23 protein-coding genes and 1 tRNA gene are annotated in these 25,947 nt (G+C 63.2%); 11 read left to right on the top strand and 13 right to left on the bottom strand.

From position 1 onward, the window contains the following. Positions 1 to 32: 32 nt before the first annotated feature. Positions 33 to 326, top strand: coding sequence for an AbrB/MazE/SpoVT family DNA-binding domain-containing protein (locus tag GD606_RS08480; protein ID WP_163303233.1), 294 nt, complete (start codon positions 33 to 35; stop codon positions 324 to 326). A gap of 50 nt (positions 327 to 376) precedes the next feature. On the opposite strand, the gene GD606_RS08475 is transcribed toward GD606_RS08480, so the two are convergent. The 4 genes from GD606_RS08475 to GD606_RS08460 all read right to left on the bottom strand — a co-directional run bounded on the left by GD606_RS08475 (position 377) and on the right by GD606_RS08460 (position 4,541). Further along, positions 377 to 1,087, bottom strand: coding sequence for a hypothetical protein (locus GD606_RS08475; protein ID WP_163303232.1), 711 nt, complete (start codon positions 1,085 to 1,087; stop codon positions 377 to 379). Next, the gene (locus GD606_RS08470; protein ID WP_163303231.1) at positions 1,080 to 2,267 is read right to left on the bottom strand and encodes an AAA family ATPase; all 1,188 of its coding nucleotides are present in this window, start codon (positions 2,265 to 2,267) and stop codon (positions 1,080 to 1,082) included. The genes GD606_RS08475 and GD606_RS08470 overlap by 8 nt, the downstream gene beginning before the upstream one ends. 134 nt (positions 2,268 to 2,401) lie before the next feature. Continuing rightward, entirely contained in the window at positions 2,402 to 3,691 is a 1,290-nt protein-coding gene (locus GD606_RS08465) for a bifunctional folylpolyglutamate synthase/dihydrofolate synthase (RefSeq protein WP_176629256.1), read from the bottom strand. Between the two features lie 67 nt (positions 3,692 to 3,758). Beyond that, positions 3,759 to 4,541, bottom strand: a complete 783-nt coding sequence (locus GD606_RS08460) for a 3',5'-cyclic-nucleotide phosphodiesterase (protein WP_163303230.1) — start codon at positions 4,539 to 4,541, stop codon at positions 3,759 to 3,761. A gap of 194 nt (positions 4,542 to 4,735) precedes the next feature. Here GD606_RS08460 and rpmE point away from each other — a divergent pair, with 194 nt between their 5' ends. From rpmE to prmC, 4 genes are all read left to right on the top strand, one after another. Continuing rightward, a complete protein-coding gene (rpmE, locus tag GD606_RS08455; protein ID WP_163303229.1) occupies positions 4,736 to 4,954 on the top strand; it encodes a 50S ribosomal protein L31 in 219 nt (72 codons plus the stop codon). A gap of 123 nt (positions 4,955 to 5,077) precedes the next feature. Beyond that, positions 5,078 to 6,028 (top strand): DUF1385 domain-containing protein, encoded by a 951-nt coding sequence (locus GD606_RS08450; protein ID WP_246299021.1) that lies wholly within the window; start codon positions 5,078 to 5,080, stop codon positions 6,026 to 6,028. A gap of 185 nt (positions 6,029 to 6,213) precedes the next feature. Continuing rightward, positions 6,214 to 7,287: a peptide chain release factor 1 gene (prfA, locus tag GD606_RS08445; protein ID WP_163302754.1), complete on the top strand. Its 1,074-nt coding sequence runs from the start codon at positions 6,214 to 6,216 to the stop codon at positions 7,285 to 7,287. Between the two features lie 172 nt (positions 7,288 to 7,459). After that, positions 7,460 to 8,368 (top strand): peptide chain release factor N(5)-glutamine methyltransferase, encoded by a 909-nt coding sequence (prmC, locus tag GD606_RS08440; RefSeq protein ID WP_163302755.1) that lies wholly within the window; start codon positions 7,460 to 7,462, stop codon positions 8,366 to 8,368. On the opposite strand, the gene GD606_RS08435 is transcribed toward prmC, so the two are convergent. Continuing rightward, positions 8,352 to 8,609: a hypothetical protein gene (locus GD606_RS08435; RefSeq protein WP_163302756.1), complete on the bottom strand. Its 258-nt coding sequence runs from the start codon at positions 8,607 to 8,609 to the stop codon at positions 8,352 to 8,354. The genes prmC and GD606_RS08435 overlap by 17 nt on opposite strands. Before the next feature lie 301 nt (positions 8,610 to 8,910). Between GD606_RS08435 and GD606_RS08430 the strand changes: the two genes are divergently transcribed. Further along, positions 8,911 to 12,249, top strand: coding sequence for a PocR ligand-binding domain-containing protein (locus GD606_RS08430; protein WP_163302757.1), 3,339 nt, complete (start codon positions 8,911 to 8,913; stop codon positions 12,247 to 12,249). A gap of 52 nt (positions 12,250 to 12,301) precedes the next feature. Here the strand turns inward: GD606_RS08430 and greA are convergent, their stop codons facing one another. Further along, positions 12,302 to 12,793, bottom strand: a complete 492-nt coding sequence (gene greA, locus GD606_RS08425; RefSeq protein ID WP_163302758.1) for a transcription elongation factor GreA — start codon at positions 12,791 to 12,793, stop codon at positions 12,302 to 12,304. Between the two features lie 597 nt (positions 12,794 to 13,390). On the opposite strand from greA, the gene GD606_RS08420 reads away from it, so the two are divergent. From GD606_RS08420 to tatC, 3 genes are all read left to right on the top strand, one after another. Next, on the top strand, positions 13,391 to 13,648 hold the full coding sequence (locus tag GD606_RS08420) for a hypothetical protein (RefSeq protein WP_163302759.1): 258 nt from the start codon (positions 13,391 to 13,393) through the stop codon (positions 13,646 to 13,648). A 228-nt stretch (positions 13,649 to 13,876) separates the two neighbouring features. Beyond that, a complete protein-coding gene (locus tag GD606_RS08415) occupies positions 13,877 to 15,841 on the top strand; it encodes a potassium transporter Kup (protein WP_246299020.1) in 1,965 nt (654 codons plus the stop codon). Between the two features lie 51 nt (positions 15,842 to 15,892). Further along, positions 15,893 to 16,723 carry a twin-arginine translocase subunit TatC gene (gene tatC, locus GD606_RS08410; RefSeq protein ID WP_246299019.1) on the top strand — a complete coding sequence of 277 codons (831 nt, stop codon included), beginning with the start codon at positions 15,893 to 15,895 and terminating at the stop codon, positions 16,721 to 16,723. 168 nt (positions 16,724 to 16,891) lie between these two features. Here the strand turns inward: tatC and GD606_RS08405 are convergent. From GD606_RS08405 to GD606_RS08395, 3 genes are all read right to left on the bottom strand, one after another. Continuing rightward, positions 16,892 to 16,968, bottom strand: a tRNA-Pro gene (locus tag GD606_RS08405). Positions 16,969 to 17,056: 88 nt separating this feature from the next. Continuing rightward, positions 17,057 to 18,073 (bottom strand): AmmeMemoRadiSam system radical SAM enzyme, encoded by a 1,017-nt coding sequence (amrS, locus tag GD606_RS08400; RefSeq protein WP_163302761.1) that lies wholly within the window; start codon positions 18,071 to 18,073, stop codon positions 17,057 to 17,059. A 19-nt stretch (positions 18,074 to 18,092) separates the two neighbouring features. Beyond that, positions 18,093 to 18,794 carry a hypothetical protein gene (locus GD606_RS08395; protein ID WP_163302753.1) on the bottom strand — a complete coding sequence of 234 codons (702 nt, stop codon included), beginning with the start codon at positions 18,792 to 18,794 and terminating at the stop codon, positions 18,093 to 18,095. Positions 18,795 to 18,874: 80 nt separating this feature from the next. Here GD606_RS08395 and purM point away from each other — a divergent pair, with 80 nt between their 5' ends. After that, complete coding sequence (gene purM / locus GD606_RS08390; RefSeq protein WP_163302762.1) at positions 18,875 to 19,939, top strand: phosphoribosylformylglycinamidine cyclo-ligase; 1,065 nt, start codon at positions 18,875 to 18,877, stop codon at positions 19,937 to 19,939. A gap of 147 nt (positions 19,940 to 20,086) precedes the next feature. Here the strand turns inward: purM and blaOXA are convergent, their stop codons facing one another. The 4 genes from blaOXA to GD606_RS08370 form a co-directional block, all read right to left on the bottom strand. Next, positions 20,087 to 20,920 (bottom strand): class D beta-lactamase, encoded by an 834-nt coding sequence (gene blaOXA, locus GD606_RS08385; RefSeq protein WP_163302763.1) that lies wholly within the window; start codon positions 20,918 to 20,920, stop codon positions 20,087 to 20,089. Positions 20,921 to 21,096: 176 nt separating this feature from the next. After that, positions 21,097 to 22,398: a radical SAM family protein gene (locus tag GD606_RS08380; RefSeq protein WP_163302764.1), complete on the bottom strand. Its 1,302-nt coding sequence runs from the start codon at positions 22,396 to 22,398 to the stop codon at positions 21,097 to 21,099. Positions 22,399 to 22,782: 384 nt separating this feature from the next. Beyond that, complete coding sequence (locus GD606_RS08375) at positions 22,783 to 24,618, bottom strand: methyl-accepting chemotaxis protein (RefSeq protein WP_163302765.1); 1,836 nt, start codon at positions 24,616 to 24,618, stop codon at positions 22,783 to 22,785. 196 nt (positions 24,619 to 24,814) lie between these two features. Then, entirely contained in the window at positions 24,815 to 25,417 is a 603-nt protein-coding gene (locus GD606_RS08370; RefSeq protein ID WP_163302766.1) for a hypothetical protein, read from the bottom strand. A gap of 199 nt (positions 25,418 to 25,616) precedes the next feature. Between GD606_RS08370 and GD606_RS08365 the strand changes: the two genes are divergently transcribed. Continuing rightward, positions 25,617 to 25,937, top strand: a complete 321-nt coding sequence (locus GD606_RS08365) for a hypothetical protein (protein ID WP_163302767.1) — start codon at positions 25,617 to 25,619, stop codon at positions 25,935 to 25,937. The last annotated feature ends 10 nt before the right edge of the window (positions 25,938 to 25,947 follow it).

Below are 25,947 nucleotides of genomic sequence, written 5' to 3'. Positions count from 1 at the left end.
TATTTTCCAACTCTTTTGCCAGGGAGCGCGCCATGCCTATCGCCACCATCCGTCCCAAGCACCAATTGACGATTCCCCGGGCCATCCGGGACAAGCTGCACCTTTCCGAAGGCGATCAGGTCATCGTGCGCGAGGAGGCGGGGCGCATCGTGATCGAACCGGCCAAGGTGGTCCCGGCGGGGCAGGAATATTTTTCGACGCCGCAGTGGCAGGCCAAGGAGGCCGAGGCCGAGGCGGACGTGGCGGCCGGGCGGGTGAGCGGGCCGTTTGCGGACGCCGAGGCGCTTCTCGCGCACCTGCACGGGAAGACGAAAGTTGGATTTTAATGATGGCTTTGATGAATCAATAGAGAATATCATGAAGCAATTATGCAGTTTTATCGTTGGGAGGCTGCGAATAAAATATGATTTTGAAAGTCTATGGCTTGCGTGCAGTGCCTTGTAATATAATTCCATTCACTTGTTAGCCTGTCTTTATATTCAATATATTTTGATTTAATTTTTTTCGGTTTGCCATCCTTAAATCGAATAAAGCGAATAGTTTTGCTTTTAGCATATATGTAGTTATAAATATTTGTGTTTTGCTCGATGTTGCTCATTAGGATTGGGTCTGATTTTCCAAATAATGCAACTGCTAACCATGTCTCAATGCAGTACGATGGTATGCATAAAACCGTCTTTTTGTCATGATTTGTGGGGTGCGTCCATTTCGATATTGTCAACTTTAAATTTTCAATAGATCTTGTTATTGGTGGCCAATCTTCAGCGCAGGGTAAATCGTTGTTGATATTGTCGCATATATTTGCTGAAGAGTATGAAGAAAAAGCTACATCTGCGTCAACTTGAATGATTATTATGTTGAATAACATTAAGCTGGGGTGTTGCAATAGGGAGTAATAATTCGGAGATGCTATCTGTCGGCACCATCTGTATACACCGCTCCAGCCAGCACCGAGTTGTCCGGGGGGGGATTCGGGTTGAATTGGGCTTAATACGAAAGGATGGTCGAGAATAGCCTGCAATGCACTTTGTATAATGATAGTATCAGTTGGGCCTTCGGAAACTAATCCAATGTATAAATTAGACATTGGGAACACCTCCTAAATGTCCCATCATCCATAGTCTCGATAGTGGCCAGTCGTTCTTTCTGCATAACTCTTTAACAGCATCCGTCAGGTCTATTTTGTTAGCTATCGTATGGCCGTAATTGTCTCTGTCGACTGAAAATAAGTTTATGTTTGGATTGTCCAAAGGTAATCCATCAAGGGCTGCTGGGTTGTGTGATGTAAAGAGAATTTGTTGATCTTCCCAGTGATTAATTGTTAAATCACACATCATGCCAATCAAAGCCTTTGTTAATCTCGGATTTAATGATTGATCAAGGTTGTCTACAGCAATTAGAGATGGTATGAACGGTGAAAGGGAAAGAATTGATAAAAAAATTACATAAAGTGCTCCTTCGCTTGCATCAAAGGCAGTCAAAGTATTCCTTTTGTCGACCATATACCTATCAGTAAAACGAATTAAATATTTTGTTCGCGGAACAGATGGCGACAATAAATCATTTGCAGTGAGTTTTGTATCGATATGGCTGGCCCACTCTAGAGTGGAGTAAAATTCGTCAAGTTTTTCTTGAAGATCTTCATCTTTGCTGGCAATGCGCTGTAATTCGCGTAAAGCCTCGGCTAGTCTTCCGCCAGACAAGCCAATAGGTTCTCTGGACTGTAGATCAGGTGTTACTCCTCTAAGAGTTGGTGTGTTTGGAGTATATATAGCATATTCACGCAAAGTTGAAAGCAATTTTGTTGCGTTATCTGTCTCGCCAAGATCAACGATACGAAGGGCAGCAAGCCCTTGATATGGATCAAATCTGTGCGAAGATTTAACGCCACGCGATACAATAGTCGTATCTTTGCTGCGAAGATTCTCTGTTTTGTATGACCATGCACTCTTTGGGTCTTTTAGTGGATTATGAAGAGATACAGAATATGATGTGTTTTCATTTTCTGCAGTAAAAAAAATGTGAGGGGATGTTCTTTCAGATTTAAATGAAGATTTGTATAGCCTTGGAAGGCCTGGCCGTACACCTCTTCTAATTAATGATTCGTCATCAACACGGCCAGATGCAGCGGCAGATAAAACACCAATTGCCTCGAGTATATTACTTTTCCCACTTCCATTTGACCCAATAAATACATTTATCTTTCCAAGGTTTAGTTCAAAATTGCAAATGGATTTGAAGCCATGAATTTTAATTTTGGTAATCATATGGCAAGGTCCATGTTTGTTAAAAAAATAAAGTCCTTGGCCGTGAATATGGGTGACTACTTAATTGCCAATATAATGGTGTGATAAGTTTTTCGGGCTAGGGATAGCCACCAAAACGAAGCATTGTGAAACTTTTACTGAAAATAGTAAACGTAGGGAGAATAGTCTAGCCTCCCCATCACCTCCGCTAATAAATACATCGACCCACACACCACCACCGTCCCCGGGATGTCCCGCACCCGCGTCAGCGCCGCCGCCACGTCCGGCACGGCCTCGGCCCGCTCCCCAAGCCCATGCGCCACGTCCGCCGCATCGCGGGTGCGGCCCGGGCAGAAAAGCCCCGGCACGATGATCGGCCCCGTGGTCAGCCGCCGCACGATCCCGGCCATGCCCGCAAAATCCTTGTCCGCCAGGCAGGTGAAGATCACCGCCGCCGGGGAAATGCCGTCGGCCGCACACGCCGCCTCAAGCGCCACAAGAGCCGGGACGTTGTGGGCGCAGTCCACAAGCAGCTCCCCGGCCGCGCCCGGCAGCCGCAGCCGTTGCATCCGCCCCGGCAGCCGCGTCTGCCCAAGCGCCCGGCGCACCGCCTCGGGGCGTATCGCGATGCGAAGCTTTTCAGCCAGCAGGAAAAACGCCGCCAGGGCCGTGGCCGCGTTTTCGGCCTGAAACGCCCCGGGCAACCCCAGCGGCGCGGCCTCGATGAGAGGCCCGGCCACGGTCAGGGGCCGCACGACCCCGGCCGCCGCGTCGTAGTCCAGCACCTCGCGGGCCGAAACCAGCCGCGCCCCGGCCGTCCGGGCGCGTTTTGCAAGCGCCGCCAGGGCTTCAGGGGCCTGCGGCCCGGTCACGGCCAGCCCCCCCACGGGGATGGCCCCGGCCTTGTCCCGGGCGATGTCGCACAGGGTGGGGCCCAGGATGTGGGCATGGTCCATGCCGATGGGGGTGAATACCGTCATGTCCCGGTGCAGGGCCGTGGTGGCGTCGTGGTCGCCGCCGAGTCCGGCCTCATAGATCGCCACGTCCACGGAGCGCGCCGCAAAAAGCCGGGCGGCCATGACCGTCAAAAGCTCGAAATAGGTCAGCCGACCGGCGTCGCCAAAGGGGGCCGTGGCCGCGAGCACGGTTCGGGCCGCGCCCGTCCAGTCGGCCTCGGAAAAAAAGCCGTCGCCAAGCGGTGCGCCCGGCGTTGCGGCGGCCCCGGGGAGGTCGCCCTGGTACCGGCGGATGCGTTCGCGCACGGACAGGAAATGGGGCGAGGTGTAAAGGCCGCAGGACAGCCCGTGGGCCGCGCCCAGGGCGGCCAGAAGCGTGGCCGTGGTGCCCTTGCCGTTGGTGCCGAGCACCTGGACGACCGTCTGGGGCGGCCGGTCCAGGCCCAGGGCGTCAAGCGTCCGGGACATGCGGCAAAGCCGCAGATCCATGTGGAAAAGCCCCAGGCCCTCCAGGTAGGCGGCAAACTCGGCAAAGGTGTTCGGAAGCGCGGCGGCGTCAGAAATAAAACGACTCCTTCTCGCGCAACAGGTGGTAGGTGTAGCCCGCCAGGTCGCGTTGCAACTCCTCCTGGATCTGGGCCGAAAAGGGCGACTTCATGTGGTAGATGTGGATTTTCGGGCGCACCGTGAGCCGTTCCAGCTCGGCCCGTAAAAGTTTTGGCGTCAGGTGCTTGGAGATTCGGGCCAGTTCCTCCATGGAATTGGGAAACGAGGCCTCGGTGATCAGGTTGGTCAGGGGAAAGGGCAGGGCGTTGAGGAAATCCCACCACGGGCCGTTTGATCCGGTGTCGCCGGTGTAGGCCACGTTGTGCTTCCCGTCCTCGGACCACAAGACGAATCCCGAGGCGGCCCGGGCGTGGTTGACCGGACAGGTGGCCACCTGCAGGTCGCCGACCTGGATGACCGTTCCGGGCACCAGGGGGTGGTAGGCCAAAACCGGGGCCTGCTCGGGAATGACCGTGAAATCGGGCCAGATGGTGTCGTTGAGCAGATGGTCGGCGATGCTTTTCAAGACCTCCGGCAGGCCGTGGATGCGCACCGGGGGCCGGTTTTTCCCGGAGAAGAACTCGATGAGGTTGTCGGCCAGAAACAGGATGTCTTTGATGTGGTCGAGGTGGGCGTGGGTGACGAAGATGTCCGTGATCCTGGACTGCTGGGCCAGGTCCAGGGCGGAGGTGACGGACCCGGCGTCGAGCAGGATGGTGTCGTCAACCAGAAAGGAGGTCAGATGATGGCCCGGAAGATCCGATCCGGAACAACCGAGAACCCTGAAGAACATGTGCCGTCTCCGCTGGATTCGGGTGGTCGTGATGTGACGCACCATGCGCGCCCCGGGGCGTGCGTGTCAAGCCGGGAGGCGTGGGGCGGCCGGGTCGCGGCGCGCAGGGTGCGGTTTTCGGGCGGGACGCCCCTTGCCAAGTCCAAAAGAATGAATTACATGATTCCGCTTTCAGGGAATTTATGGAGGACGACATGAAAAAAGATATCCATCCCAAAGTTTTCAAGGCCAAGATTCGCTGCAACTGCGGCGCTGAAATCGAAGCCCTTTCCACCAAGGGCGAAGAAGTCCTCGTGGAAATCTGCTCCAATTGCCACCCCTTCTACACCGGAAAGCAGCGCTTCGTGGACACCGCCGGGCGCATCGACCGCTTCCGGAAGAAGTACGCCAAGTTCGAGCAGCCCACAGCCTGATCGCCCGCATTTCGGCCGCGCCCCGCACGGGGCGCGGTACGGTTCGTCCGCCAGCCTCCCGTCCGGGAGCTCCCTGCGGCCTTTCCCGGACGCGCAAGTGAAAAGGCCGACAAAGGGAACACCATGATTTTTGGCCTCGTCAAGCGCCTCGTGTGTCAGTCCGCATCCCCCGTCGGCGGTCAGGCCGTCATGGAAGGCGTCATGATCCGGGCCGAAGACCGGTTGGCCATCGCCGTGCGCAAGCCCGACGGGGCCATTGAAGTCGAAAACCGCCCCTGGTTCAGCCTGACCTCCAGACCGCTTCTCAAAAAGCCCTTTTTGCGCGGCTTTCCCATCCTCCTGGAGACCCTGGTCAACGGCATCTCGGCGCTCAACTTCTCGGCCCAAAAGGCCCTGGAGGAGGAAAACCAGGAGCTCAAGCCCTGGGCCATGACCCTGACCATCGCCGCCTCCGTGGGGTTCGCCCTGTTTCTCTTCGTGGTCCTGCCGCACCTGTTCACTCTGGGCGTCAAGGCCCTGGGGCTGTCCGGCGGGGTGGAGGAGCTCTCCTTCCACGCCTGGGACGGGCTGTTCAAAATGGCCATGTTCGTGGGCTACATCGCCGTCATCTCCCTTTTGCCCGACATCCGCCGCGTTTTTCAGTACCACGGGGCCGAGCACAAGGTGATCTGGGCCCATGAAAGCGGGCAGCCCCTGACCCCCGAGTCCGCCAAACCCTTCTCGCGCCTGCACCCTCGTTGCGGCACCGCCTTCGTCCTGTTCGTCCTGGCCGTGTCCATCGCCCTCTACGCCGTGCTGGTGCCGGGCGTGCTGGCCCTTTTTTCCCCGGAAAACGTCATCCTCAAACATGCCTACATCGTCGGCCTCAAGCTCGTGCTCATGATCCCCATCAGCGCCGTGGCCTACGAGATCGTCAAATACGCCGGGAAGCACTACGACAGGCCCCTGTGCCGCATCCTCTCCGGCCCCGGGCTCTTCATGCAGATGCTCACCACCCACGAGCCCGACGAAAAACAGCTCGAAGTCGCCATCGCCGCCTTAAACGGCGCGATCCGCAAACCCCAGGAAGCATAGCTGCCGGGGAGGGGGCGTCGCCCCCTCCCCGGACCCCTCCCCCGCCCGGGGGGAATGATTCCCCCCGGACCCCCCCCGGCGGGGGTGCGTTGCGTGGGTGGGAGCCGATAAAAGTTTTTGAAGGGGGGTAAGGCGGGGAAACTTTTTTTGGGAAAGATTCCCCCCTGGCCGCCGGAGGCAAAAATATGTTCGCGAAATTGGAAAGCATCGAGCGCAGGTACGAGGAACTGGAGCGGCAGTTGAGCGATCCGGCCATCTTCGACGACCAGGAGCGGTACCGCAAGCTGGCCAAGGCCCACGCCGACATGGGCGAGGTGGTGGAGGCCTTTCGCCGCTACAAGGCCATGGCCCGCGATCTGGCGGAAAATGAAGAGCTGGCCCAGGACGCCGACCCGGAGATGCGGGAGCTGGCCCAGGCCGAGGTGCGGGCCCTCAAGGAGTCCCTGCCCGGGCTTGAGGCCGAGCTTAGGGTGCTGCTTCTGCCCAAGGATCCCCTGGACGAAAAAAACATCCTGCTGGAGATACGGGCCGGGACGGGCGGCGACGAGGCGGCCCTTTTCGCCGGCGACCTGTTTCGGATGTATTGCCGGTACGCCGAGCGCATGCGCTGGAAGGTGGAGATCATGAGCGTAAGCGAGACGGGCGGCGGCGGCTTCAAGGAAGTCATCGCCAGCATCTCCGGGGACAAGGTCTACAGCCGACTCAAGTATGAATCCGGCACCCACCGGGTGCAGCGCGTGCCGGTGACCGAATCCCAAGGACGCATCCACACCTCGGCCGTGACCGTGGCCATCATGCCTGAGGCCGAAGAGGTGGACGTGGCCATCGACCCCTCGGAACTGCGCATCGACGTCTACCGTTCCAGCGGCCCCGGCGGCCAGAGCGTGAACACCACGGACTCGGCCGTGCGCGTGACGCACATCCCCTCCGGTCTGGTGGTCATCTGCCAGGACGAAAAATCCCAGCACAAGAACCGGGCCAAGGCCATGAAGGTGCTGCGCTCCCGGCTGCTTTCGGCCAAGCAGGAGGAACAACGCCTGGAACAGGAGGCGGCGCGTCGGTCCCAGGTGGGCAGCGGCGACCGCTCCGAGCGCATCCGGACCTACAATTTCCCCCAGGGCCGCCTGACCGACCACCGCATCAACCTGACCGTGTACCGCCTGGACAGCATCCTCGACGGCGACATCGGGGAGATCATGGAGGCGCTCACCGCCCACTACCAGTCCGAGGCCTTAAAGGCCCAGGCCGACGCGGCTTAGGGCGCGAGGCACAGCGGCTGGGGGATATGCCTCCGGCGGCCAAAGGAGACGCGTCCCCTTTGGAAACCCCGAACGGGAAGGATGAGCCTCGGCTGGCTTCCGCCCCTGAACCATGCCGTCCGGCTCCGGCCGTGCGCCGGTTGGCGATGATGGGCCGGACACAAGGCAGGACATGGAAAAACGACCCACGGTGCGGGACATCCTGGCCAAATCCGAGGCCTATCTTTCGGACAAGGGGGTGGACTCCCCCCGGCTTTCAGCCCAGATGCTTTTGGCCCATGTGCTGGGGCTTGAGCGTCTGGGTCTTTTTTTGGACATGGACCGGCCCCTGTCCGAATCCGAACTGGCCCGCTGCCGCGATCTGGTGGCCCGGCGCGGCCGGGGCGAACCGGCGGCCTATCTGGTGGGCGAGCGGGAATTCTACGGCCTGGCCTTTGCCGTCACCCGGGACGTGCTCATCCCCCGGCCCGAGACCGAGGGCATCGTCGAACGGGTCGAGGCCCTTTTCCCCCATGACAGCGTGGTGCGTTTCGCGGACCTGGGCACGGGGTCTGGCTGTCTGGCCGTGACCCTGGCCGTGCGCTTTCCGGCCTGGACGGGCGTGGCCGTGGACAAAAGCGCGGCGGCCCTGGCCGTGGCCCGGGAAAACGCCCGGCGTCACGGGGTCGATGCGCGCATGGAGTTTGTGTGCGGCGATTTTTCCGTCCTCTGCGACCGGGAGGAACGCTTTGGTCTGGTGGTTTCCAACCCGCCCTATGTCAGCGAGGCCGAATACCGTAGCGCGAGCCCCGAGGTGGCCGGGTTCGAGCCCAAATCGGCCTTGACGCCCGAGTCCCAGGCCCCGGGCGGGGCCACGGGGTGCGAATGTTTTCCGGTCTTGGCCGGGGTTGCGCGGGAGCGTCTGGCCCCGGACGGGGTGTTCCTCATGGAGATGGGCTGCACCCAGGCGGAGGCGGCCCGCTCGGCCTTTGCCGGGTTTCCCGAGGTGGCCGTGCGGCGTGATCTGGCCGGACTCGACCGATATGTCGAGGTTCGAAACGGGATCAGCGCGCCGACCGGGGCCGTCAGGAAAGCCCCGTGAGGTCGCGGATGCGCCGCTCGGCGAAAAGATACAGGCCGTCCACCATGAAGGCGTAGTCCGGGCATTCCTCGCGCCACACGCCCATGACCTCCTTGATGCGGCCCTTGGCCGTCTCGGCCTGGGCCGGGGTTTCGGCGTTGTTGATGTCGGCCAGGATGTCCAGATATTCGTCGCTCATATAGGCGGTCACCACAGCCTTGGCGATCCGTTCCTTGTCCAATCCGTCCCATACGCCCTTCATGTTCGTGTCCTTGTGGTGCGTGTCATGTGTCGTCGCGATGATGCGTCCGGCGTCCTGCACACAGTATGCGGCGCCTTGCGTCCTGGGCATGCCAAAGCCGGATGTCCGGGTCAAGCCTCTCCCCGCCGGATGATCGATCACGGGAGCGATGCCGCCATGCCGCCATGGTTCTTGGGAAATTCTTCGGGAGGTCTGTTTGTTTCCCTTGCGGACTCCGAGCGTGATTCGGTATAGGTAATTTTGGATCGTATTGGCGCCGTTCTTTTCCGGCATCCTGCAAACCAGGCAAGGAAGAGCCGTCATGACGGGCATTCCGCGTAAAAATGCGGATGATGTGCATCCTTTTTGCGGGCTTTTCCTGGTAGTGGTCCTGCTTTGTCCTTGGCTGCAGCATGACGCCTGCGCCCAGACTCCCCAGGTTGTCATCCTCAACTCCTACCATTACGGCGACATCTGGTCCGACGCGGAAGTGGATGGGGTTTTGTCGGTCTTTCGGCAGGCCCGGCCGGGCCTGATTCCCGCCGTCGAATACCTGGACGCCAAGCGGCACCGGGAACAGGCGTCGCGTAACAGGCAGGCCGCCTTCTTTCGGGAAAAATACCGGGATATTCCGGTTTCCGTGGTGGTGGCTCTGGACAACCCGGCCCTGACCCTGCTCCTGAATGCCCCCGAATCGATTTTCCCAGGCGCCCGGGTGGTGTTCTGCGGCATCGACGACATGTCCCTGGTGGACCGCGCGGTCCAGGCGGGAGCCACCGGGGTGGCCGAAGTCATGGATATCCAGGGGGTCATGGCCCTGATCCTGGACCTTTTGCCAGGGACGAAGGAAGTTTTCGTTGTCACCGATCATACCGTCACCGGGCTGGCCATGCGCCATGAGGCCGCCCAGGTTCTGGCTCATTTCCAGGGACGGGTGCGGGTGGACTATTCGGCCGATCTGCCCATGGATACGCTCCTGAAACGTCTCGGGGAACTGCCGCCCGACGCCGTGGTCCTGCTTTTCAGCTATGTCGTGGATGGGGCCGGGGTGGTCTTCGAACGCGATGAAACCACCCGGCGGATCTCCCGGGCCAGTTCCGTGCCGGTCTTTTCGACGCATGATATCCGGCTGGCGCACGGCATCGTGGGCGGCTCCCTGCTGTCCGGCGAGAACGACGGCAGGCAGGCAGGGGAAATGGTGGTCCGGATTCTGGACGGGGAGAGTCCCTCCAGCCTGCCCGTCCGCCACAGCCGCTCCTCACCGATGTTCGACCATGGCCAACTGGTCCGGTTCGGCATCGGCGAGGATCGCCTGCCCGCGGGCGCGGCCGTCATTAACCGGCCGTATTCGGTCTTCACCCGGTACCGGGGCTGGATCCTGGGCGCGGTGGCCGTGGTGCTGGTGCAGGCGGCGCTCATCGCGGTCCTCCTGGAGCAGACCCGCAGGCTGCGCCGAACCGAGCGGGCCCTGCGCGAAAGTGAGGCCAAGTACCAGGGATATGTGGACAACGCCCCCATGGGGGTGATCGTTTTTGACGGTAAGGGACGCTATCTGGCGGCCAATCCGGCGGCCTGCCGACTGGCCGGGAAACCGTTTGCGGAGCTTTTGGGGACGTCGTTTGCGGACACCCTGACGCCCGGTTCCCGGGAGGCCGTGCGCGGACATCTGGAGGCCCTGCGTGAGGCGGGGCACAGCCAGGGGGATGTGGAGATCACGGATCTGGCCGGGACGCGGCGCTGGTTTTTTTTCAGCGGCGTGGCCCTGGGGGGGGACCGCTATCTGGTCTTTGTGTCGGACATCACCGAAAAACGGGAGGCCCAGGAGGGGATTCGGGCCATCAACGCCGGACTGGAAACCAAGCTTCTGGCTTTGACCCAGCCCATGGGGGATGTCACGGGCCTGACCCTGGCCGATATCTTCGACCCGGGCGAGGTGCAAAAAGTCCAGGACGCCTTTGCCCGGGCGGCGGGCGTGGCCTCGCTGATCACCGCCCCGGACGGCACGCCCCTGACGCGGCCCAGCAACTTTTGCCGCCTGTGCGAGATCATCCGGGAAACGGAAAAGGGCCTGGAAAACTGCCGACGTTCGGATGCGGCCCTGGGCTGCCAGGCCACGGACGGGCCGTGCGTGCGGCCGTGCCTGTCCGGCGGGCTTTTGGACGGCGGGACGAGCATCCGGGTGGGGACGCAGGTGGTGGCCCACTGGCTGGTGGGACAGGTGCTCGACGAGACGGCGGACCCGGAGGCCATGCAGGCCTACGCCCGGGAGATCGGGGCCGACGCGGAGGCTTTTCGCCAGGCATTGGCCCAGGCGCCGCGCATGTCCCGGAAGCGTTTCGAGGACATCTGCAACTCCCTGGCGGTCATCGCCGGACAGCTTTCGAAGCTGGCCGTGCAGAACGTGCAGCAGGCCCGGTTCATCACCGAGCGCAAGGCCGCCGAGGAAAGCCTGCTGGCGGCCAAGACCGCAGCCGAGGTCGCAAACCGCGCCAAGTCGGAATTTCTGGCCAACATGAGCCATGAGATCAGAACCCCTCTGAACGGGCTTTTGGGCATGCTGCAACTGCTTTTGGGCATGCCACCGGGCGACGAGCAGCGGGAATACGTGGAAGCGGCCCTGCGTGCGGGCAAGCGGTTGACCAGTCTTTTGTCCGACATCCTGGATCTGGCCCGGGTGGAATCCGGGAAGATGGAACTGGCCAGGGAACCCTTCGATTTCAAAGCCGCAGCGGAAAACGTGTTCAATGTGCTGGCCCCGGCCGCCCGGGAAAAGCGGCTTGAGCTCGTTTTGGATGTCGCGCCCTCGGTTCCCGGCAGGCTGCTCGGAGACGAGGTCCGGGTGCGGCAGATCCTGTTCAATCTGGTGGGCAACGCCATCAAATTCACCCCCGAGGGCTCGGTTCGCCTTTCGGCCTGGGCCGTTCCCGCTGCTTCACCGGACATGGTCACCCTGGTTTTCGAGGTGTCCGATACGGGCATCGGCATCCCCGAGGAGAAGATCGACACCGTGTTCGAGGCCTTCAGCCAGGTGGAGGGAACCTATACCCGGCAATACCAGGGGGCGGGGCTGGGGCTGGCCATCGTCAAACGCCTGGTGGGGCTTATGGACGGAACCCTTGCGGTCGACAGCGTGGACGGAAAGGGGGCGACCGTATCCTGTGCCCTTCCCCTGGCGCTTCCCGAAGGCCGGTTGTCGGAAGACCTCGGGACGGACGACGTGACGAGCCTGCCCGTGATTCCGGGCGCCCGGGTCATCCTGGTCGAGGACGACGATGTGAACCGCCTCGTGGCCAGGGATTTCCTGCGTGAAATGGGGATTTCGGTCCTTGAGGCCGAGAACGGGCAGGAGTGTCTGCATTGGCTCGAGGCCGATGAGGGCGACCGGGTGGGGCTGGTGCTCATGGACATTCAGATGCCGGTGATGGACGGGGTGGAGACGGCCCGGGCCATACGGGAGAGGGAGGCGCGCCTTTCGCTGCCCCGGCTGCCCCTGGTGGCCCTGACGGCCTACGCCATGCCCGGCGAACGGCAGCGGTTTCTGCTCTCGGGTTTTGACGATTACCTGGCCAAGCCCGTGGACGCGCAGATGCTGGCCGCCATGTTGGGAAAATATCTGGCCGGGGACGCCCCGGGAAAAACACGAAAGGCGTCTTTGTCGTAAAGACGCCTTTGCGGTGAACGACGGAAGCCGGGCCGCGCGGGCCGGGGGGCGATTAGAGGCGAAGCCCCGCCGATCCCAGGAAGGTCACGGCGATGACCTCATAATTGATTTTGCCGCGCGGGGCGTCCACCACGATGTCGTCCCCTTCCTCCTTTCCCAGAAGCGCCTGCCCCACGGGCGAGAGGATGGAGATGCTGCCCTTGGTGGGATCGGCCTCGTCGGGCCCAAGCAGGGTGTATTTCTTGACGTCCCCGGTATCCATGTCCTCGAGTTCCACCGTGGCCCCGTAGATGACCCGGTCGCCGCTTAGGGTGTCCAGATCGATGACGTTGGCCAGGGCCATGCGGGATTCGATGTAGTTGATGCGCGCCTCAAGCAGGCCCTGGCGTTCCCGGGCCGCGTCGTATCCGGCGTTTTCGCTTAAGTCTCCCTCCTCGCGGGCCTCCTTGATGGCCTGGATGACCTCGGGACGTTCGCCCTTGAGCCTGCCCAGTTCGTTTTCGAGTTTCCGGTAGCCCTGGATGGAGATGGGGATGTTTTCCATAATATCGTTCCCTGGCGTGTCCCGTTTCGCGTGGACCCGCGTGGTTGTCGTGCCGCTATGTTGTGTGGATGCCGCGCCGTCGAAAAAATAAAACCCGCGAAAGGCGGAATGTCTGGGTAAAATAAAGTGGCGCGTCGGTCAAGGCCATCCTCCCGGGGGAGGCTGGGAGGATGGCCTTCCGGCAACGCCTGGGCGGCATCGCTTTTGCTTAGTCATGGGAAAAAGGAGCCGTTCCCATGATCCTGACCAAATATCTGCTGGTGATCCCCTTTGTTTTGGCGGTGTTGCTTTTGGCGAAGCATGTTGAACGGTGGGGCCGCAGCTAGTCTGGAAAGTGAGATTGTTAGAAAGTGATGCCGGGCCGGGTTCGCGTGCAGGACGACTTCGGCCCGGCCTGTTTTCCCTAGGCGTTGGGCTGGGCTCCACCCGGGGGCGATCCTAGGCGCCTTGCGGAGCCGTCGGCGCGTTGACTCATCCCACCCGGCCTGTCATAATGCCTTTTGACATGCCTCGCCGTCATCTCCTCCTCGTTTGTCTCGACTTCTGCGGCCCGGTCGGGCTCGGCGCGCGCAAAAAAAGATATGCTTACAGGTCGTCATGAAAAAATACAGGGTGTATTTCGCCACCAAGGTTCATGTTTTCACCACATGGTTTCGGCGCAAGGAGCGCGTCAGCGAAACCGATTATGTGGTGGTCACCGCCCACAACGAGGCCCATGCCGTCAAGCTGGCCAGGGCCCTGGTCAATCTGGACGAACTGGGGATGCCCTTCCGGGTGACCCAGGTCCGCGAGGCCCCGGAGAACGAGGACGAAGGGTACCATCAGGGCGGCGGCGCATCCTCCCCCGACCGGTGAAGGGTTCCGAAAAGCCCTTGCCACGCCAACCCGTCGGGCATACATCCCGTGCGACAGGATCACGTCCCAGGCCGTCAGGCACGGGGCGTGATTTTTTGAGGAAAAACTTCTACCCCGGACGGATGCCGCCCCTTTTTGCGCCACGGCGACCCGGAATGCCAGGGCCGCCAGCGTCCCCCGCCTCCCTGACGCCAGGCGGGACGAGTGCGCCGGGGCGGGCGTTCCGCCATGCGCCAAATGAACCAGACCCTTCCCGACCCGGCTGATGAAGCGATCAACCCGGCAGGCCCGGAAACTCCCGGTGTCATCCCTGCCCCGTCCCATTCCGCTGGCGCATCCGGGAAGCTGGCCCTGGCGCTCGGGGCCCTGGGCATCGTCTACGGCGACATCGGCACCAGCCCCCTGTACGCCGTCAAGGAATGCTTCCACGGCATGCATGCCATCGCGCTCACCCGGGACAACGTCCTTGGGGTACTATCCCTGGTCTTCTGGTCGCTGATGGTGGTGGTCACCATCAAATACGTACTGTTCATCCTGCGGGCCGACAACCGGGGCGAGGGCGGCATCTTCGCCCTGTTGGAGCTTCTGCCCAAGGGGGCCTCCCTGGCCCGGATCACGCCGCTTCTGACCTTTTTGGGGCTGTGCGGGGCGGCCCTGCTTTACGGCGACGGGGTCATCACCCCGGCCATCTCCGTGCTCTCCGCCGTGGAGGGCCTAAACACCGCCACGGACGCCGCCGCACCGTTCATCCTGCCCATCACCTGCGCCATCCTCTTCGGACTTTTTGCGGTGCAACGGCACGGCACGGCGGGCATCGGCCGGGTTTTCGGGCCGGTGATGCTGGTGTGGTTCACGGTCATAGGCGGCATCGGGCTCGTCCACATTTTCGAGGAACTGGCCGTGCTCGATGCCATAAGCCCGCTTCCCGCCATCCGGTTTTTTGCGGAAAACCACATGCACGGCCTGGTCGTGCTGGGCTCGGTGGTCCTTTGCATCACCGGCGGCGAGGCCCTGTACGCCGACATGGGGCATTTCGGGGCCGGTCCCATCCGCGTCTCCTGGCTGTCCCTGGTCTGTCCGGCGCTTGTCCTCAACTATTTCGGCCAGGGGGCCGGGCTTCTGGCCCGGCCGGAGATCGCCGCCAACCCCTTCTACGGCATCGTGCCCCGGGAGATGCTCTACCCCATGGTGGCCCTGGCCACCTTCGCCACGGTCATCGCCTCCCAGGCCATGATCTCCGGGGTGTTCTCCCTGACCCGGCAGGCCATCCAGCTCGGGGTCTGCCCCCGGCTGCGCATCGTCCACACCTCACGCGACTTCCAGGGCCAGATCTACATCCCCGAAATCAATTTCGCGCTCATGTGGGCCTGCATCGGGCTGGTGCTTGTTTTCCAGGAATCCAGCCGCCTGGCGGCGGCCTACGGCATTGCGGTCACGGCCACCATGGGCATCACCTCCATCCTGTATTTTTTCGTGGCCCGCTACGCCTGGAAACGGCCCCTGTGGCAGGTGGCTGCGCCCGTGGCCGTGTTTTTGGCCTTCGATCTGGCCTATTTTTCTTCCAACCTGCTCAAGATACTGGATGGCGGCTGGTTCACCGTGCTCATTGCGGCCATGGCCGTGGTGGCCATGGCCACCTGGCGTGACGGCCGCAAGGCCCTGCACGAAAGGTTTTTGGCCGTGTCCATCCCCCTGGCCGATTTTTTGGCCGATGTGGCGAAAAAAAAGCCCCACCGGGTGCCGGGCACGGCGGTGTTCATGTCTGTCTCTCCCACCGGAACCCCCTTGACCATTCTGCATTCCTTCAAGCATATCAGAGTGCTGCACAAGCATGTGGTCATTTTGACCGTGACCTCGGCGGACACCCCGGCGGTTGACCCGGGCGAGCGTTTGACCATAAGCGACCTGGGACAGGGATTTCAGCGGGTGGTGGCCCGGTACGGATTCATGGAGACCCCGAATGTGCCCGATATCATGGCCCGGGCCAGATCCCTGGGGCTTGCCGCCGACGGGCCGTCGGAAACCACGTATTTTCTGGGCCGGGAGACGCTTTTGACCACGGGACGGTCGGGGCTTATGCCCTGGCGCAAACGGCTGTTCGCGGTGATGTCCCAGAACGCCCGGCCAGCTACGACCTACTTCGGCATCCCCCCCGGGCGGGTTGTGGAACTCGGGGTGCAGGTGGAATTATGATCCGGACGGGCCCGGCGGCGGGCCTGGGGAATGAAGGAATACTACGCGACCATGGATGAAAACAAAGACAGCACGACTTCTCCCGAAGGGGGATCGGGGGTTCGGCAGGTCACCCTGCTGGAGCACCTGACCGAACTGCGCAACCGGTTGTTGCGCTGCTTTGCGGCCATCGGCGTGGGATTTTTCCTAAGCTACGCCTTTGCCGAACGCCTTCTGGGGATTTTGCTGGAACCCCTGGCCCGGGTCTTGCCCGAGGGCACGGGGCTGATCGCACTGACCCTGCCGGAGAAGTTTTTTACGGTGATGAAGCTGGCCTTCGTGTGCGGCATCTTCGTGGCCAGCCCCTACATTTTTTACCAGCTGTGGAAGTTCGTGGGGCCGGGGCTGTACCGCGATGAGCGGCGCATGGTGATTCCGGCGGCCCTGGCCTCGGCGATTTTTTTCGCCTGCGGGGCGCTTTTCGGCTATTATGTAGTCTTTCCCTTCGGCTTTAAGTTTTTCGTGGACTACGCCTCGGATCTGGTGACCATCATGCCCACGGTGGGGGACTATTTCTCCCTGGCCGTGACCCTGCTTCTGGCCTTCGGACTCATTTTCAACCTGCCGGTGGCCATCTTTTTCCTGGCCCGCATCGGTGTGGTGACCAACGCCTCCCTGCGCAAGTTCCGGCGTTGGGCCGTGCTTTTGGCCTTTATCGCGGCCGCCATCCTGACCCCCACCCCGGACGCCGTGAACCAGTTGCTCATGGCCGGACCCATCATCATCCTCTATGAGGTGGGCATCTGGGTGGCCTATTTCGTGGGCAAGAAAAAGAAGAAGGCGGACGAAACCCTTCCGGCGTCGGCCGACGCCCCGCCGGACGGGACGAAGCCGCAGGAATAGGCCCCAGGCGCATATCAAGCGCGGGCAGGTCGTGGCGCAGTCCGCGCCGGAAGCGGGGAATTTTCGTGTCTTTCCGCCCGGCGGCGCAAGGCCCCGGTTTTTCGAAGCCGGGGCTTTGTCATGAAAAAGGGACGGTTCCGTATGGAGCCGTCCCTTTGCTGTCGAATGTGGTCGGGGCGAGAGGATTTGAACCTCCGGCATCGTGCTCCCAAAGCACGCGCGCTACCAGTCTGCGCCACGCCCCGACGCGAAGACCCGTCTGACTACCGGATTCCCCGGCCCAAGGCAAGGCGCGGTTTCATGCCCGCTCCCCGGCGTGTGACGCGCGCGCCCCTATGTCCCCCACACCCCGGCCACCACGGCGCCGCAATCCGGACAGACCCCGGCCCGAAGCCGCGTCGGTTCGGCGGCAAACCCCGTCCGGCGCACCACCATCGCCCCGCAGGACGGACACAGGGTGTCGTTTCGCTCCCCCGGCCCCAGGTTGCCCACATAGACGAAGCGCAGTCCGGCGGCGCGGCCGATGTCACGGGCCGCCTCCAGGGTTTTTGGCGGAGTGGGGCCGTGATCAAGCATTCGGTGATCCGGATGGAACCGGGACAGATGCCAGGGCGTGTCGGCCCCAAGCTCGGTGAAAACAAAGTCGGCCATCTCCCGCAGTTCGCCAGGGTTGTCGTTGAGCCCCGGGATGAGGAGGGTGGTGACCTCCAGCCACCAGCCGAGGCGGCGGATGTGGACCAGATTCTTTTTTACGGGTCCGAGCCGGGCCCCGCAGACGTCCCGGTAGAACTCCTCGTTCCAGGCCTTGAGGTCGATGTTGGCTGCGTCGATGAGCGGTCCCAGTTCCTCCAGGCATTGGGGGCTCTGGAAGCCGTTGGAGACCAGGATGTTTTTCAGGCCCGCCTTTTTCGCCAACGTGGCCGTGTCCCGCATGAGCTCGAAAAAGATGGTGGGCTCGGAATAGGTATAGGAGATGCTGGCTGCGCCGCTGTCCAGCGCGGCCTGGACCAGGGCCTCGGGGGTGGCGGCATGGCCGGTGACGGGCCTGCCCTGGCGCGGCGGCTGGGACAGGGAGGCGTTTTGGCAAAAGGTGCACGACAGGTTGCAGCCCATGGTGCCGAAGGAAAAGGTCAGGCTGCCCGGCAGGAAATGGTAGAGGGGCTTTTTTTCCACCGGGTCCAGGTTGACGGCCGCCACCTTGTCGTAGACCAGGGTGAAAAGGACGCCGTCCCGGTTCTCCCGGACCCCGCAGGTTCCCCGTTGCCCGGGGTCGATGCGGCAGAAATGGGCGCACAGGCGACACTGCACGCGGCCGTCATCCAAGGGTTTCCACAACGCGGCCTGATGCATGGCGGTACCCCCTTGCGTGTTATTGCCCCGGCGGGCCTCCCCGGCTCGGTCCCGGCGGGGCCGGAATGACGCCCTGGGGGCCTGCCCCTTGCGGCGATTGGACCATGGGCGGGGCGGCGTGCCCGGTGCTTGCGCCCGGTTGGCCGACGGGCTGCCCCTTGGCCCCCTGGCCTATGGGTTGGGCCTGAGATCCCTGCATGGGCTGGCCCTGGACTCCCTGGCCCTGTCCGGCGGACGGGCCCTGAACCCCCTGGCCCTGGCTTTGGCCGGTGGACTGGCCTTGGCCCTGGCCGACGAACTGGCCCTGAACCCCCTGCCCGGCGGTCTGTCCCTGGCCGGTGTAGGGGCCGTAGCCGGTATAGATTTGGGGCGTGATGTACATGGGCATGTTCGGGGTGTCCTGGGGCTTGCGCGGCCGCGGGGACACCTCCATGACCAGGTTGCCCTCCTTGTCGCGGCCCATGCTCATGTTGTCCCGAGTACCCATGCGGACATCCCGGCGTGGCGCATCGCCGTCCTCATCCGCATCGGCGGGGAGTTGCGGCGGCGGGGCCTGGGGGGGCGGTCCCTGGTTTCCGTCGGCCCGCAGGGCGTCAGGCCAGGCCAGAAGCGCCAGGACTGCGGCGGCGAGGGTTGCCGCCCGCCACGCCCCGTGCATGAACCGGGTCGCCGCCGGGCCTTCGCCGACGGGGTCGGACATCTGTGCGTGTACGCCGCTCATGGCCACGGCTCCTTGTATTTCCAGGGCAAAGACGATATGCGCTTTGGCTGACACAATACCATGTTCAAGGAGCCGTGTATATGGCCGACAGGGCCGACGCCTACAGACGGGCAGGGGTGGACATCGAGGCCGGGAACAGTCTGGTCTCGCGCATCAAGTCCCTTGTTTCCGCAACCTACAACAAAGGCGTCCTTTCGGACATCGGCGGCTTCGGGGGGCTTTTCAAACTCGACCACGAGGCCTACGCCGAGCCCGTGCTGGTGGCCTCCACCGACGGCGTGGGCACCAAGCTCAAGCTGGCCCAGATGCTTGGCCGCCACGACACCATCGGCATCGACCTGGTGGCCATGAGCGTCAACGACATCCTGGTGCAAGGGGCCAAGCCGCTTTTTTTCCTCGATTATTTCGCCACGGGCAAGCTCGATGTGAACCTGGCCGAGCAGGTGGTGGCGGGCATCGCCGAGGGCTGCAAGCAGGCCGGGTGCGCCCTTTTGGGCGGCGAAACGGCCGAAATGCCGGGGTTTTATCCCGACGGGGTCTATGATCTGGCCGGATTTTGCGTCGGAATCGTGGACAATGCCCGCATCGTGGATGGTTCAAGCATCGCCGTGGACGACGTGATCATCGGCATCGAGTCCTCGGGGCCGCACTCCAACGGCTATTCGCTGATCCGCAAGATTTTGGCCGAATCCGGCTGCAAGGCCACGGACCTGTTGCCCGAGGGCGGCGTGTCGCTTGGCGAGGCGCTGCTTGCGCCCACCCGCATCTACGTCAAGCCCGTGCTGAACCTTTTGCGCGACCTGGAGATCCGGGGCATGGTGCACATCACCGGGGGCGGGTTCTATGACAACGTGGCCCGCATCCTGCCGCGCGGGGTGGGGGCGCACATCCGCATGGGGTCTTTCGACGTGCCGCCGGTTTTTGAATGGCTCAAGGCGCAGGGCGGGCTGACGTGGCCGGAGATGCTCCAGATTTTCAACTGCGGCATCGGCTACATGCTGGTCGTGCCGCCGGAGATCGGCGAGGATGTGGTCTTGCGGCTTCGGGCCCAGCATGAATACGCCCAGATCATCGGGACCATCGAGCGCCAAAAAAAGTCGGACCAGGAGCGGGTCACGGTGGAGCTGCCGGGCGGGGCCTGCTAGGGGCGCGTTCCGGGACATGCAACATCTTTTTTAAGAAAAACAGGCGAGTTACTGCGGGGAGGTGCGAGACGCGGGGTTGAACATGTCATCCGCGACAGTGACACGGCGTTCGCCGCGCACCTTATTTCGGCGAACGCCCCAGGCGGCCTACGGCCATACCCCTTCCGCCGCCAGCACGGCCTTGACCACCGCCTTGCGGGCGGGAATATCCTCGGGGCGCAGGGAATCGACGTTCAGGGCGAAAAACCACCGCCCATCCCCCTTCTCCACCCAGCCGACCCACCAGCCCACATTGGGCGAAACGCGCGCCGTCAGTCCCGTCTTGGCCCGCAGGACGCCCGCCTCGGTGCGCTCCTCCACGAGCATCTCCCGCACCTCGGCCATGGTCTTTTTGGAGAAGGGAAGCTGGTCATGGGCCAGCCGCCGCAAAAACGCCGCCTGTTCCAGGGCCGAGATGCGCAGCCTGCCCTCCAGCCAGAAGGTGTCGATGGCGTCGCCGATGTCGGTGTTGCCGTAGTCCATTTCGCGCACCCACCACTGCATGCGCTGCTGCCCGATCCGGCGGGCGATCTCCTGGTAGATGGGCACGCAGGACACGCGCAGGGCCTGTGTGAACGTCAGGTCGGCGTTCCAGTCCGCAATGGACCGTTTGACGCCGTCCCAGGCAAAGACCGTGTCCGGCCCGGCCACCACGCCCGTCTCCAGGGCGATGAGCGAATTGGGGATCTTGAAGGTGGAGGCGGGCAAAAAGCCTGTGGCGGCCCGGGCCGGATCATATGCCTGGACCGTCGGCGCGTCGCCGTCCGTGAGCAGGACCAGGGCGCCGGTCACCCCGGCGGCGGCGAAATGCCGTCCCCAGTCCGGCCGCTCGGTCACGGCGACCCCGGGCAGGGCGGCCGATCCGGCCCAGGCGGCGGACGCGGTCAGGCCGGGAAGGGCCAGGCAGCACGACAGCAGGGCGAAACACAAAAAGCGCGGCATGACGAAACCTCGGGTGTTTGTTCCGTGGGCGTTGGTTCCAGGTCTGGGCCGTAGCGGGCGTCCGGCCCATGACGCTTGCGAGCTTCCATGGAAAATGACGCGTGGCCGCGTCCGTGCCCATGACGCTCGTAAGCGTCGAGAAAAGATGACGCGTGACCGCGCCTGGGAATACGACGCTAGGCGGCGTCCGTGCCGGGCCGCAGGGGCAGGGCCGGATTGAAATAGCCGAAGCGCAGCCCCGGACAATCTTCGGAAAGCCGCTTCATGAAGTTGCCAAGGCCCATGCAGGCCGCAAGCTCGGCCTCGGTGCGGGCCCCGCTTTCGCGCACCACCGACAGGTACAGTTCCGGGTCCAGGTTCAGGTTGCGCATCTGCACGAAATCCGCCCCCGTGTCCCCCAGGAGTCCGGCCAGGGCGGCGTATTCGGCCTCGGTGTCGGTCACCCCGGGAAAATAGAGCAGATTGACGGACAAAAAAAGCCCGGCCGCCTTGGCCCGGGTCATGAACTCCCGAACGTCGGAAAAGGCGTAGCCCTTGGGCCGGTAATAGGCCGCGTACATCCGTTCGTCGCCACTCGACAGGCTCACCCGCACGGAATCCACCCCGGCGGCGGCCAGGGGCGCCACGGCGTCCGGCAGGCTGCCGTTGGTGTTCACGTTGACCGTGCCCGTGCCGCCGCCCTGGCGAAACAGGCTGACGCCCTTGGCGATGGTCTGGGCCTCGGTCAGGGGTTCGCCCTCGCAGCCCTGGCCGAAGGAAAAGATCGGCCGGACCTCGCGGCGGCCGTGTTCGGCCATGACCTGGGCGATCTCCTCGGGGCGCGGGGTAAAGGAGATGCGGTTTTGGGTGGAGGGGAAGCCCGAATCCGGATCCTGCAGCGACAGGCAGCCGATGCAGCGGGCGTTGCATACCCGGGAGGTGGGCAGGGGGGCCTCGAAACGTCCCAGGGCCAGGTTTTTGGCCGCCGGACAGCAGTAGGTCAGGGCGCAGCGGGACAGATGGGCCACCAGCCGGTTCTGGGGATATTTGCGCAACAGCGCGCTGGCCCCCTTGGCGATGCGGGCGCGGGGGATGCCGGTGAAGATCTGGCGCGGATCGAGGTCCACCCGGGTGGCGGCCACATAGAAACGGTCTGCGGCAAATCCCACCGCGCCGTAGGCGAAAAGGGGCAGGATCGGCGCGCCCGGGGCCGTGGCGTAGGCCGCCTGGGCCGAGAGGGTATGTCCCGGGCAGACGAAGGCGGCCACGGCCGTCTCTCCGGTTTCCTCCACCAGCCCGGTCTCGGCGTCCAGGCCCAGGGCCGTGCGCCCGGGCAGAAGAAACAGCTCGCTTTCCGGAGGCAGGGGGATCAGCTCGTCCGGGCGCGGCGAGGTGATCTGCCCGCCCCGGCGCACCAGCATCTCCAACTCGGGATGATCGTAAATGTTGCCCTTTTCGTCGGCATAGACCAGTCGCGGCCGCAGTTTCTTCGAAGACATGGGGACATCCTTGGCGCGGTTTGCATATCGGAACGCCAGAGGGTCTTACCCCGGCCCGGCTCGGCGGGCAATGGCCGTCGTGTCTTCGAAATGCGCCCCTGCGGATTTCGAAGATAACGGTTGGAAGCGGTAGTTTTTCATAAAAAATACTGACGTATTTTTTATGGGGCGGGACTCGCGTCGTGTCCTCGAAATACGCCCCGGCGGATTTCGAAGATAACGGTTGGAAACGGTAGTTTTTTCATAAAAAATACTGACGTATTTTTTATGGGGCGGGACTCGCGGCTTCCCCTCGAAATACGCCCCTGCGGATTTCGAGGATAACCGTGTGAAACGAGGAGTATTTCATAAAAAATACTGACGTATTATTTATGGGACGCGACACTAGGAGCCTTTGAGTTCCTCGATGAGCCGTTCCAGATCCCCGGCCTGCCGGGTGAGGCCGCCGATGGCCGCCGCCGATTGGCGCATGGCGTCGGCGGTCTCCAGGGACACCCGGTTGACCTCGTCGATGCCCCGGTTGATCTGTTCGCTGGCCGCGGACTGCTCTTCCGAGGCGGCGGCGATGGCGCGCACCTGGTCCGAGGCGGTCTCGGCCAGGCGCACGATCTCGTCCAGGGCCCGGCCCGAGGACTGGGCCAGTTCCGCCGCATGATCAATGCTTTTGGTGGAGCGGTCCACGCCTTCCATGTTGGTCTTGGCCATGTGCTGCACGCCGCTTATGGCCTCCCCCACCTCGCGGGTGGCGGTCATGGTCTTTTCGGCCAGCTTCCTGACCTCGTCGGCCACCACCGCGAAGCCCCGCCCGGCGTCTCCGGCCCGGGCGGCCTCGATGGCCGCGTTTAAGGCCAAAAGGTTGGTCTGGTCGGCGATGTCCGAGATCACGCCCATGATCCGGCCGATGCCCTCGGCCTTGGCCCCCAGGTCGGCCATGTGCTCCTTGAGGCTGCGGGACTGTTCCTTGACGTCGAGGATGGAGGCTACGGCCCGGCCCACGATGTCCGCGCCGGTCTCGGCCTTGGTCTTGGCCTGCCCGGAACTTTCAGCGGCGGTGGAGGCGTTGTGGGCCACCTCCAGGACCGTGCTGTTCATCTGCCCCATGGCCGCCGCGACCTCGGCCAGGCGCACGGTCTGGTGTTCGGCCCCGCGCGCGGCCGCGTCGGCCTTGCCCGAAAGTTCACCCGAGGCCGAGCTTATGCCCGCCGACACCTGCTCCAGAGACTCCGCCGCCTGGAGCATGCCCTGGCGCATGGCCCCCTCGGCGGCCTGCCGGGCCTCTTCGGCCTCGCGTCCGGCCAGGGTGGCCTTGCGGGTTTCCTCCTGGGCCGCGAGTTTGGCCTGCTCGGCCGTTCCCAGGGTGGCCTTGAGCTCGGCCACCATCTTGCCGATGGCCTCCTTGAGGGTGGCGGTCTCGCCGTGAAAGACGCCGGTCATGGCCGCGTCGAGCCGCCCCGAGGACACCTCGGCGGCGTAGGCCGCCAAGGCGGCGATGGGCCGGGTGATGGTGCGCATGACCATGAGGCCGATGCCAAGGGCCAGGATCATGATCCCGGCGGCCACGGCGGTCATGGTCCAGCGCATGGTGGCCACCCGGGCCGCGATGTCGTCCACGTACAGCCCCGTGCCCAGGACCCAGCCCCAGGGTTTGTAGAGCTTCACGTAGGACTGCTTGGGATAGACCTCGGCGGTCGGCCCGGAGGGCGTGGGCTTGGGCCAGGCGTAGGCCACGTAGCCCTCGCCGCTTTTCAGGCAGACCTCCACGAAGGCCGCAAACAGATTCTTTTTGCCGTCCGTGTCCACCTCCTGGCCATGGACGCCGAATTGCAGCATGGTGGCCTTGTCGAACTTCGGATCGCTCAAGACCGTGCCGTCCAGGGCCGGGCTGACCGGATGCATGATCATGACCGGATAGGGCTGGGCCGTGTCGTTGATCCAGATGTAGTCGTTTTGGCCGTAGCGCAGGTTTTTTATCCGCTGCATGGCCCGGCTTCGGCCCTCCTCGGGGGAGAACTCGCCTTTTTGAATGCGCGTCTCGTATTCCTCGACCAGGGAATAGGCCACGTCCACGATATCCTTGAGGCTCTGCTTGCGCGACGAGAGCATCTCGCGGCCGGCCGAGGGCACGAAATAGACCATGATGGCCAGGGTGAACAGGGCGATGGTCAGGACGATGATGCAGACGATGCGGGTCGAGATTTTCGCGTCGGCGAAGCGGGACATGGACGATCCTCCGGAAAGGCATGCTGGCGATGGAATCCGGGGATGAGCCCCTGTCCCCCGGTGCGGGTTCCTGCAAGTCGGAAAGATGTTAACATGGTCGCGGCGAAGGGCGAAAGGAAAAAACAAGACAGAACGACGCCAACCGTCACGCGCTGGTGGGAAAAAGGACGACGTGCGCCCAAAGGGGGCGCAGGCATCAGCGGGGGAGCAGGCCGTCCAGGTTGGCCGGGGCCGGAACCGGGGGCGGCGTGGCTTTGGGGCGCCGGGACTCGTGGCAGAGGCGTTCGGCATCCACCAAGGCCCAGTTGGTGAGCTTGATGACATTGCCCTTGTCGTGGTCCAGGCCTTCGGCGTCGGAGTGCTGCACGATGAGGCTTATGGATTCGCCCTGGGCATTGGTGAAGCTCCATTTGTTGCCCAGAACCTGGCCCTCCAGGTCGCCCTTGTATTCCGCAGGCAGTCCGTAGCGGTCCATGAGCGCCCCGGACAGGCGGCGGAAAAATTCCTCGCTGCCGTCGGCATACTTGAGCTTGATGCGGGCCACCCGGCCGGGGAAGGCGCAGGTTCCGGCCAGCAGATAGCCGCCGCGAAAGGCCCCGGACGGCTTGATGTCGCGCCGGGCCAGGGAGGGGGCGTCCTCCACGGGTTTGGCCTTGCCGGGCTGTAGGTATCGTCCGAAGCGGGCTGCGTCGCCGCCCAGGTCGATGCCGCCCAGGCTGGCCGGGGGAGGGGATTGGGCCAGGGCGGTCGTGCTCAGGAGAACAAAAAGGGCCAAGGCCAGGAAACGGACGAAACGCATGGGCGGTCCTTTGCTTACACAGTTTCCATGCCCATAACCGCAACGGGGCGTCCGAGGCAAGACGGCTGCGGCGCAAAGGCCCCTTGCCAGGGACGGGGAAACCCGGCTACCTTGCCAACGCCCCGGAAAATTTGGATGATGGCCCCGTTGCGCCCGGACGGGGCCGACTGGAACGGGCGCCAAAACAAAGGAGCAGGCGATGCGCAAGATGATCACATGTGGTGCGGCGGCGATCCTGGCCCTGTTGGCGGTCGTGTCCTGCGCCAAGACGGACCCCAGGATGACCCTGGGGGACTTCATGTCCTTTTGCGTTTCCGACGCCTCGGACAACTGCCGGGACGTGTGCGACGAGTTCGCCGGGGTATTCGTGGTCACCTACCCGACCAGCGCCGAGTGCCGTCTGGCCTGCGACAAGGTGGAGCGGAACCTCACCTCCGCCAACATCAGCGGCGACGCCTGCGAGAGTTCCATTGGCCGGGCCGCCGACCTGTGCGCCCAGTACTGCGACAAGAACAAATAGGCCCCAGGCC

Origin of the sequence: Desulfolutivibrio sulfodismutans DSM 3696, assembly GCF_013376455.1 — a bacterium.
Lineage (GTDB): Bacteria > Desulfobacterota > Desulfovibrionia > Desulfovibrionales > Desulfovibrionaceae > Desulfolutivibrio > Desulfolutivibrio sulfodismutans.
The sequence above is the reverse complement of the archived record's forward strand: the minus strand, read 5'-3'. Positions and strand labels throughout refer to the sequence as shown.

Bases quoted from the DNA above. Each gene is read 5' to 3' on its own strand.
- tatC (WP_246299019.1), top strand. From the start codon at position 15,893: ATGGATGAAAACAAAGACAGCACGACTTCTCCCGAAGGGGGATCGGGG.
- GD606_RS08475 (WP_163303232.1), bottom strand. From the start codon at position 1,087: ATGTCTAATTTATACATTGGATTAGTTTCCGAAGGCCCAACTGATACT.
- purM (WP_163302762.1), top strand. From the start codon at position 18,875: ATGGCCGACAGGGCCGACGCCTACAGACGGGCAGGGGTGGACATCGAG.
- GD606_RS08450 (WP_246299021.1), top strand. From the start codon at position 5,078: ATGATTTTTGGCCTCGTCAAGCGCCTCGTGTGTCAGTCCGCATCCCCC.
- GD606_RS08465 (WP_176629256.1), bottom strand. From the start codon at position 3,691: ATGGATCTGCGGCTTTGCCGCATGTCCCGGACGCTTGACGCCCTGGGC.
- GD606_RS08420 (WP_163302759.1), top strand. From the start codon at position 13,391: ATGAAAAAATACAGGGTGTATTTCGCCACCAAGGTTCATGTTTTCACC.
- GD606_RS08395 (WP_163302753.1), bottom strand. From the start codon at position 18,794: ATGAGCGGCGTACACGCACAGATGTCCGACCCCGTCGGCGAAGGCCCG.
- GD606_RS08470 (WP_163303231.1), bottom strand. From the start codon at position 2,267: ATGATTACCAAAATTAAAATTCATGGCTTCAAATCCATTTGCAATTTT.
- GD606_RS08480 (WP_163303233.1), top strand. From the start codon at position 33: ATGCCTATCGCCACCATCCGTCCCAAGCACCAATTGACGATTCCCCGG.
- GD606_RS08460 (WP_163303230.1), bottom strand. From the start codon at position 4,541: ATGTTCTTCAGGGTTCTCGGTTGTTCCGGATCGGATCTTCCGGGCCAT.
- GD606_RS08435 (WP_163302756.1), bottom strand. From the start codon at position 8,609: ATGAAGGGCGTATGGGACGGATTGGACAAGGAACGGATCGCCAAGGCT.
- GD606_RS08415 (WP_246299020.1), top strand. From the start codon at position 13,877: ATGCGCCAAATGAACCAGACCCTTCCCGACCCGGCTGATGAAGCGATC.
- GD606_RS08375 (WP_163302765.1), bottom strand. From the start codon at position 24,618: ATGTCCCGCTTCGCCGACGCGAAAATCTCGACCCGCATCGTCTGCATC.
- GD606_RS08365 (WP_163302767.1), top strand. From the start codon at position 25,617: ATGCGCAAGATGATCACATGTGGTGCGGCGGCGATCCTGGCCCTGTTG.
- prmC (WP_163302755.1), top strand. From the start codon at position 7,460: ATGGAAAAACGACCCACGGTGCGGGACATCCTGGCCAAATCCGAGGCC.
- greA (WP_163302758.1), bottom strand. From the start codon at position 12,793: ATGGAAAACATCCCCATCTCCATCCAGGGCTACCGGAAACTCGAAAAC.
- amrS (WP_163302761.1), bottom strand. From the start codon at position 18,073: ATGCATCAGGCCGCGTTGTGGAAACCCTTGGATGACGGCCGCGTGCAG.
- GD606_RS08430 (WP_163302757.1), top strand. From the start codon at position 8,911: ATGACGGGCATTCCGCGTAAAAATGCGGATGATGTGCATCCTTTTTGC.
- GD606_RS08370 (WP_163302766.1), bottom strand. From the start codon at position 25,417: ATGCGTTTCGTCCGTTTCCTGGCCTTGGCCCTTTTTGTTCTCCTGAGC.
- prfA (WP_163302754.1), top strand. From the start codon at position 6,214: ATGTTCGCGAAATTGGAAAGCATCGAGCGCAGGTACGAGGAACTGGAG.
- blaOXA (WP_163302763.1), bottom strand. From the start codon at position 20,920: ATGCCGCGCTTTTTGTGTTTCGCCCTGCTGTCGTGCTGCCTGGCCCTT.
- GD606_RS08380 (WP_163302764.1), bottom strand. From the start codon at position 22,398: ATGTCTTCGAAGAAACTGCGGCCGCGACTGGTCTATGCCGACGAAAAG.
- rpmE (WP_163303229.1), top strand. From the start codon at position 4,736: ATGAAAAAAGATATCCATCCCAAAGTTTTCAAGGCCAAGATTCGCTGC.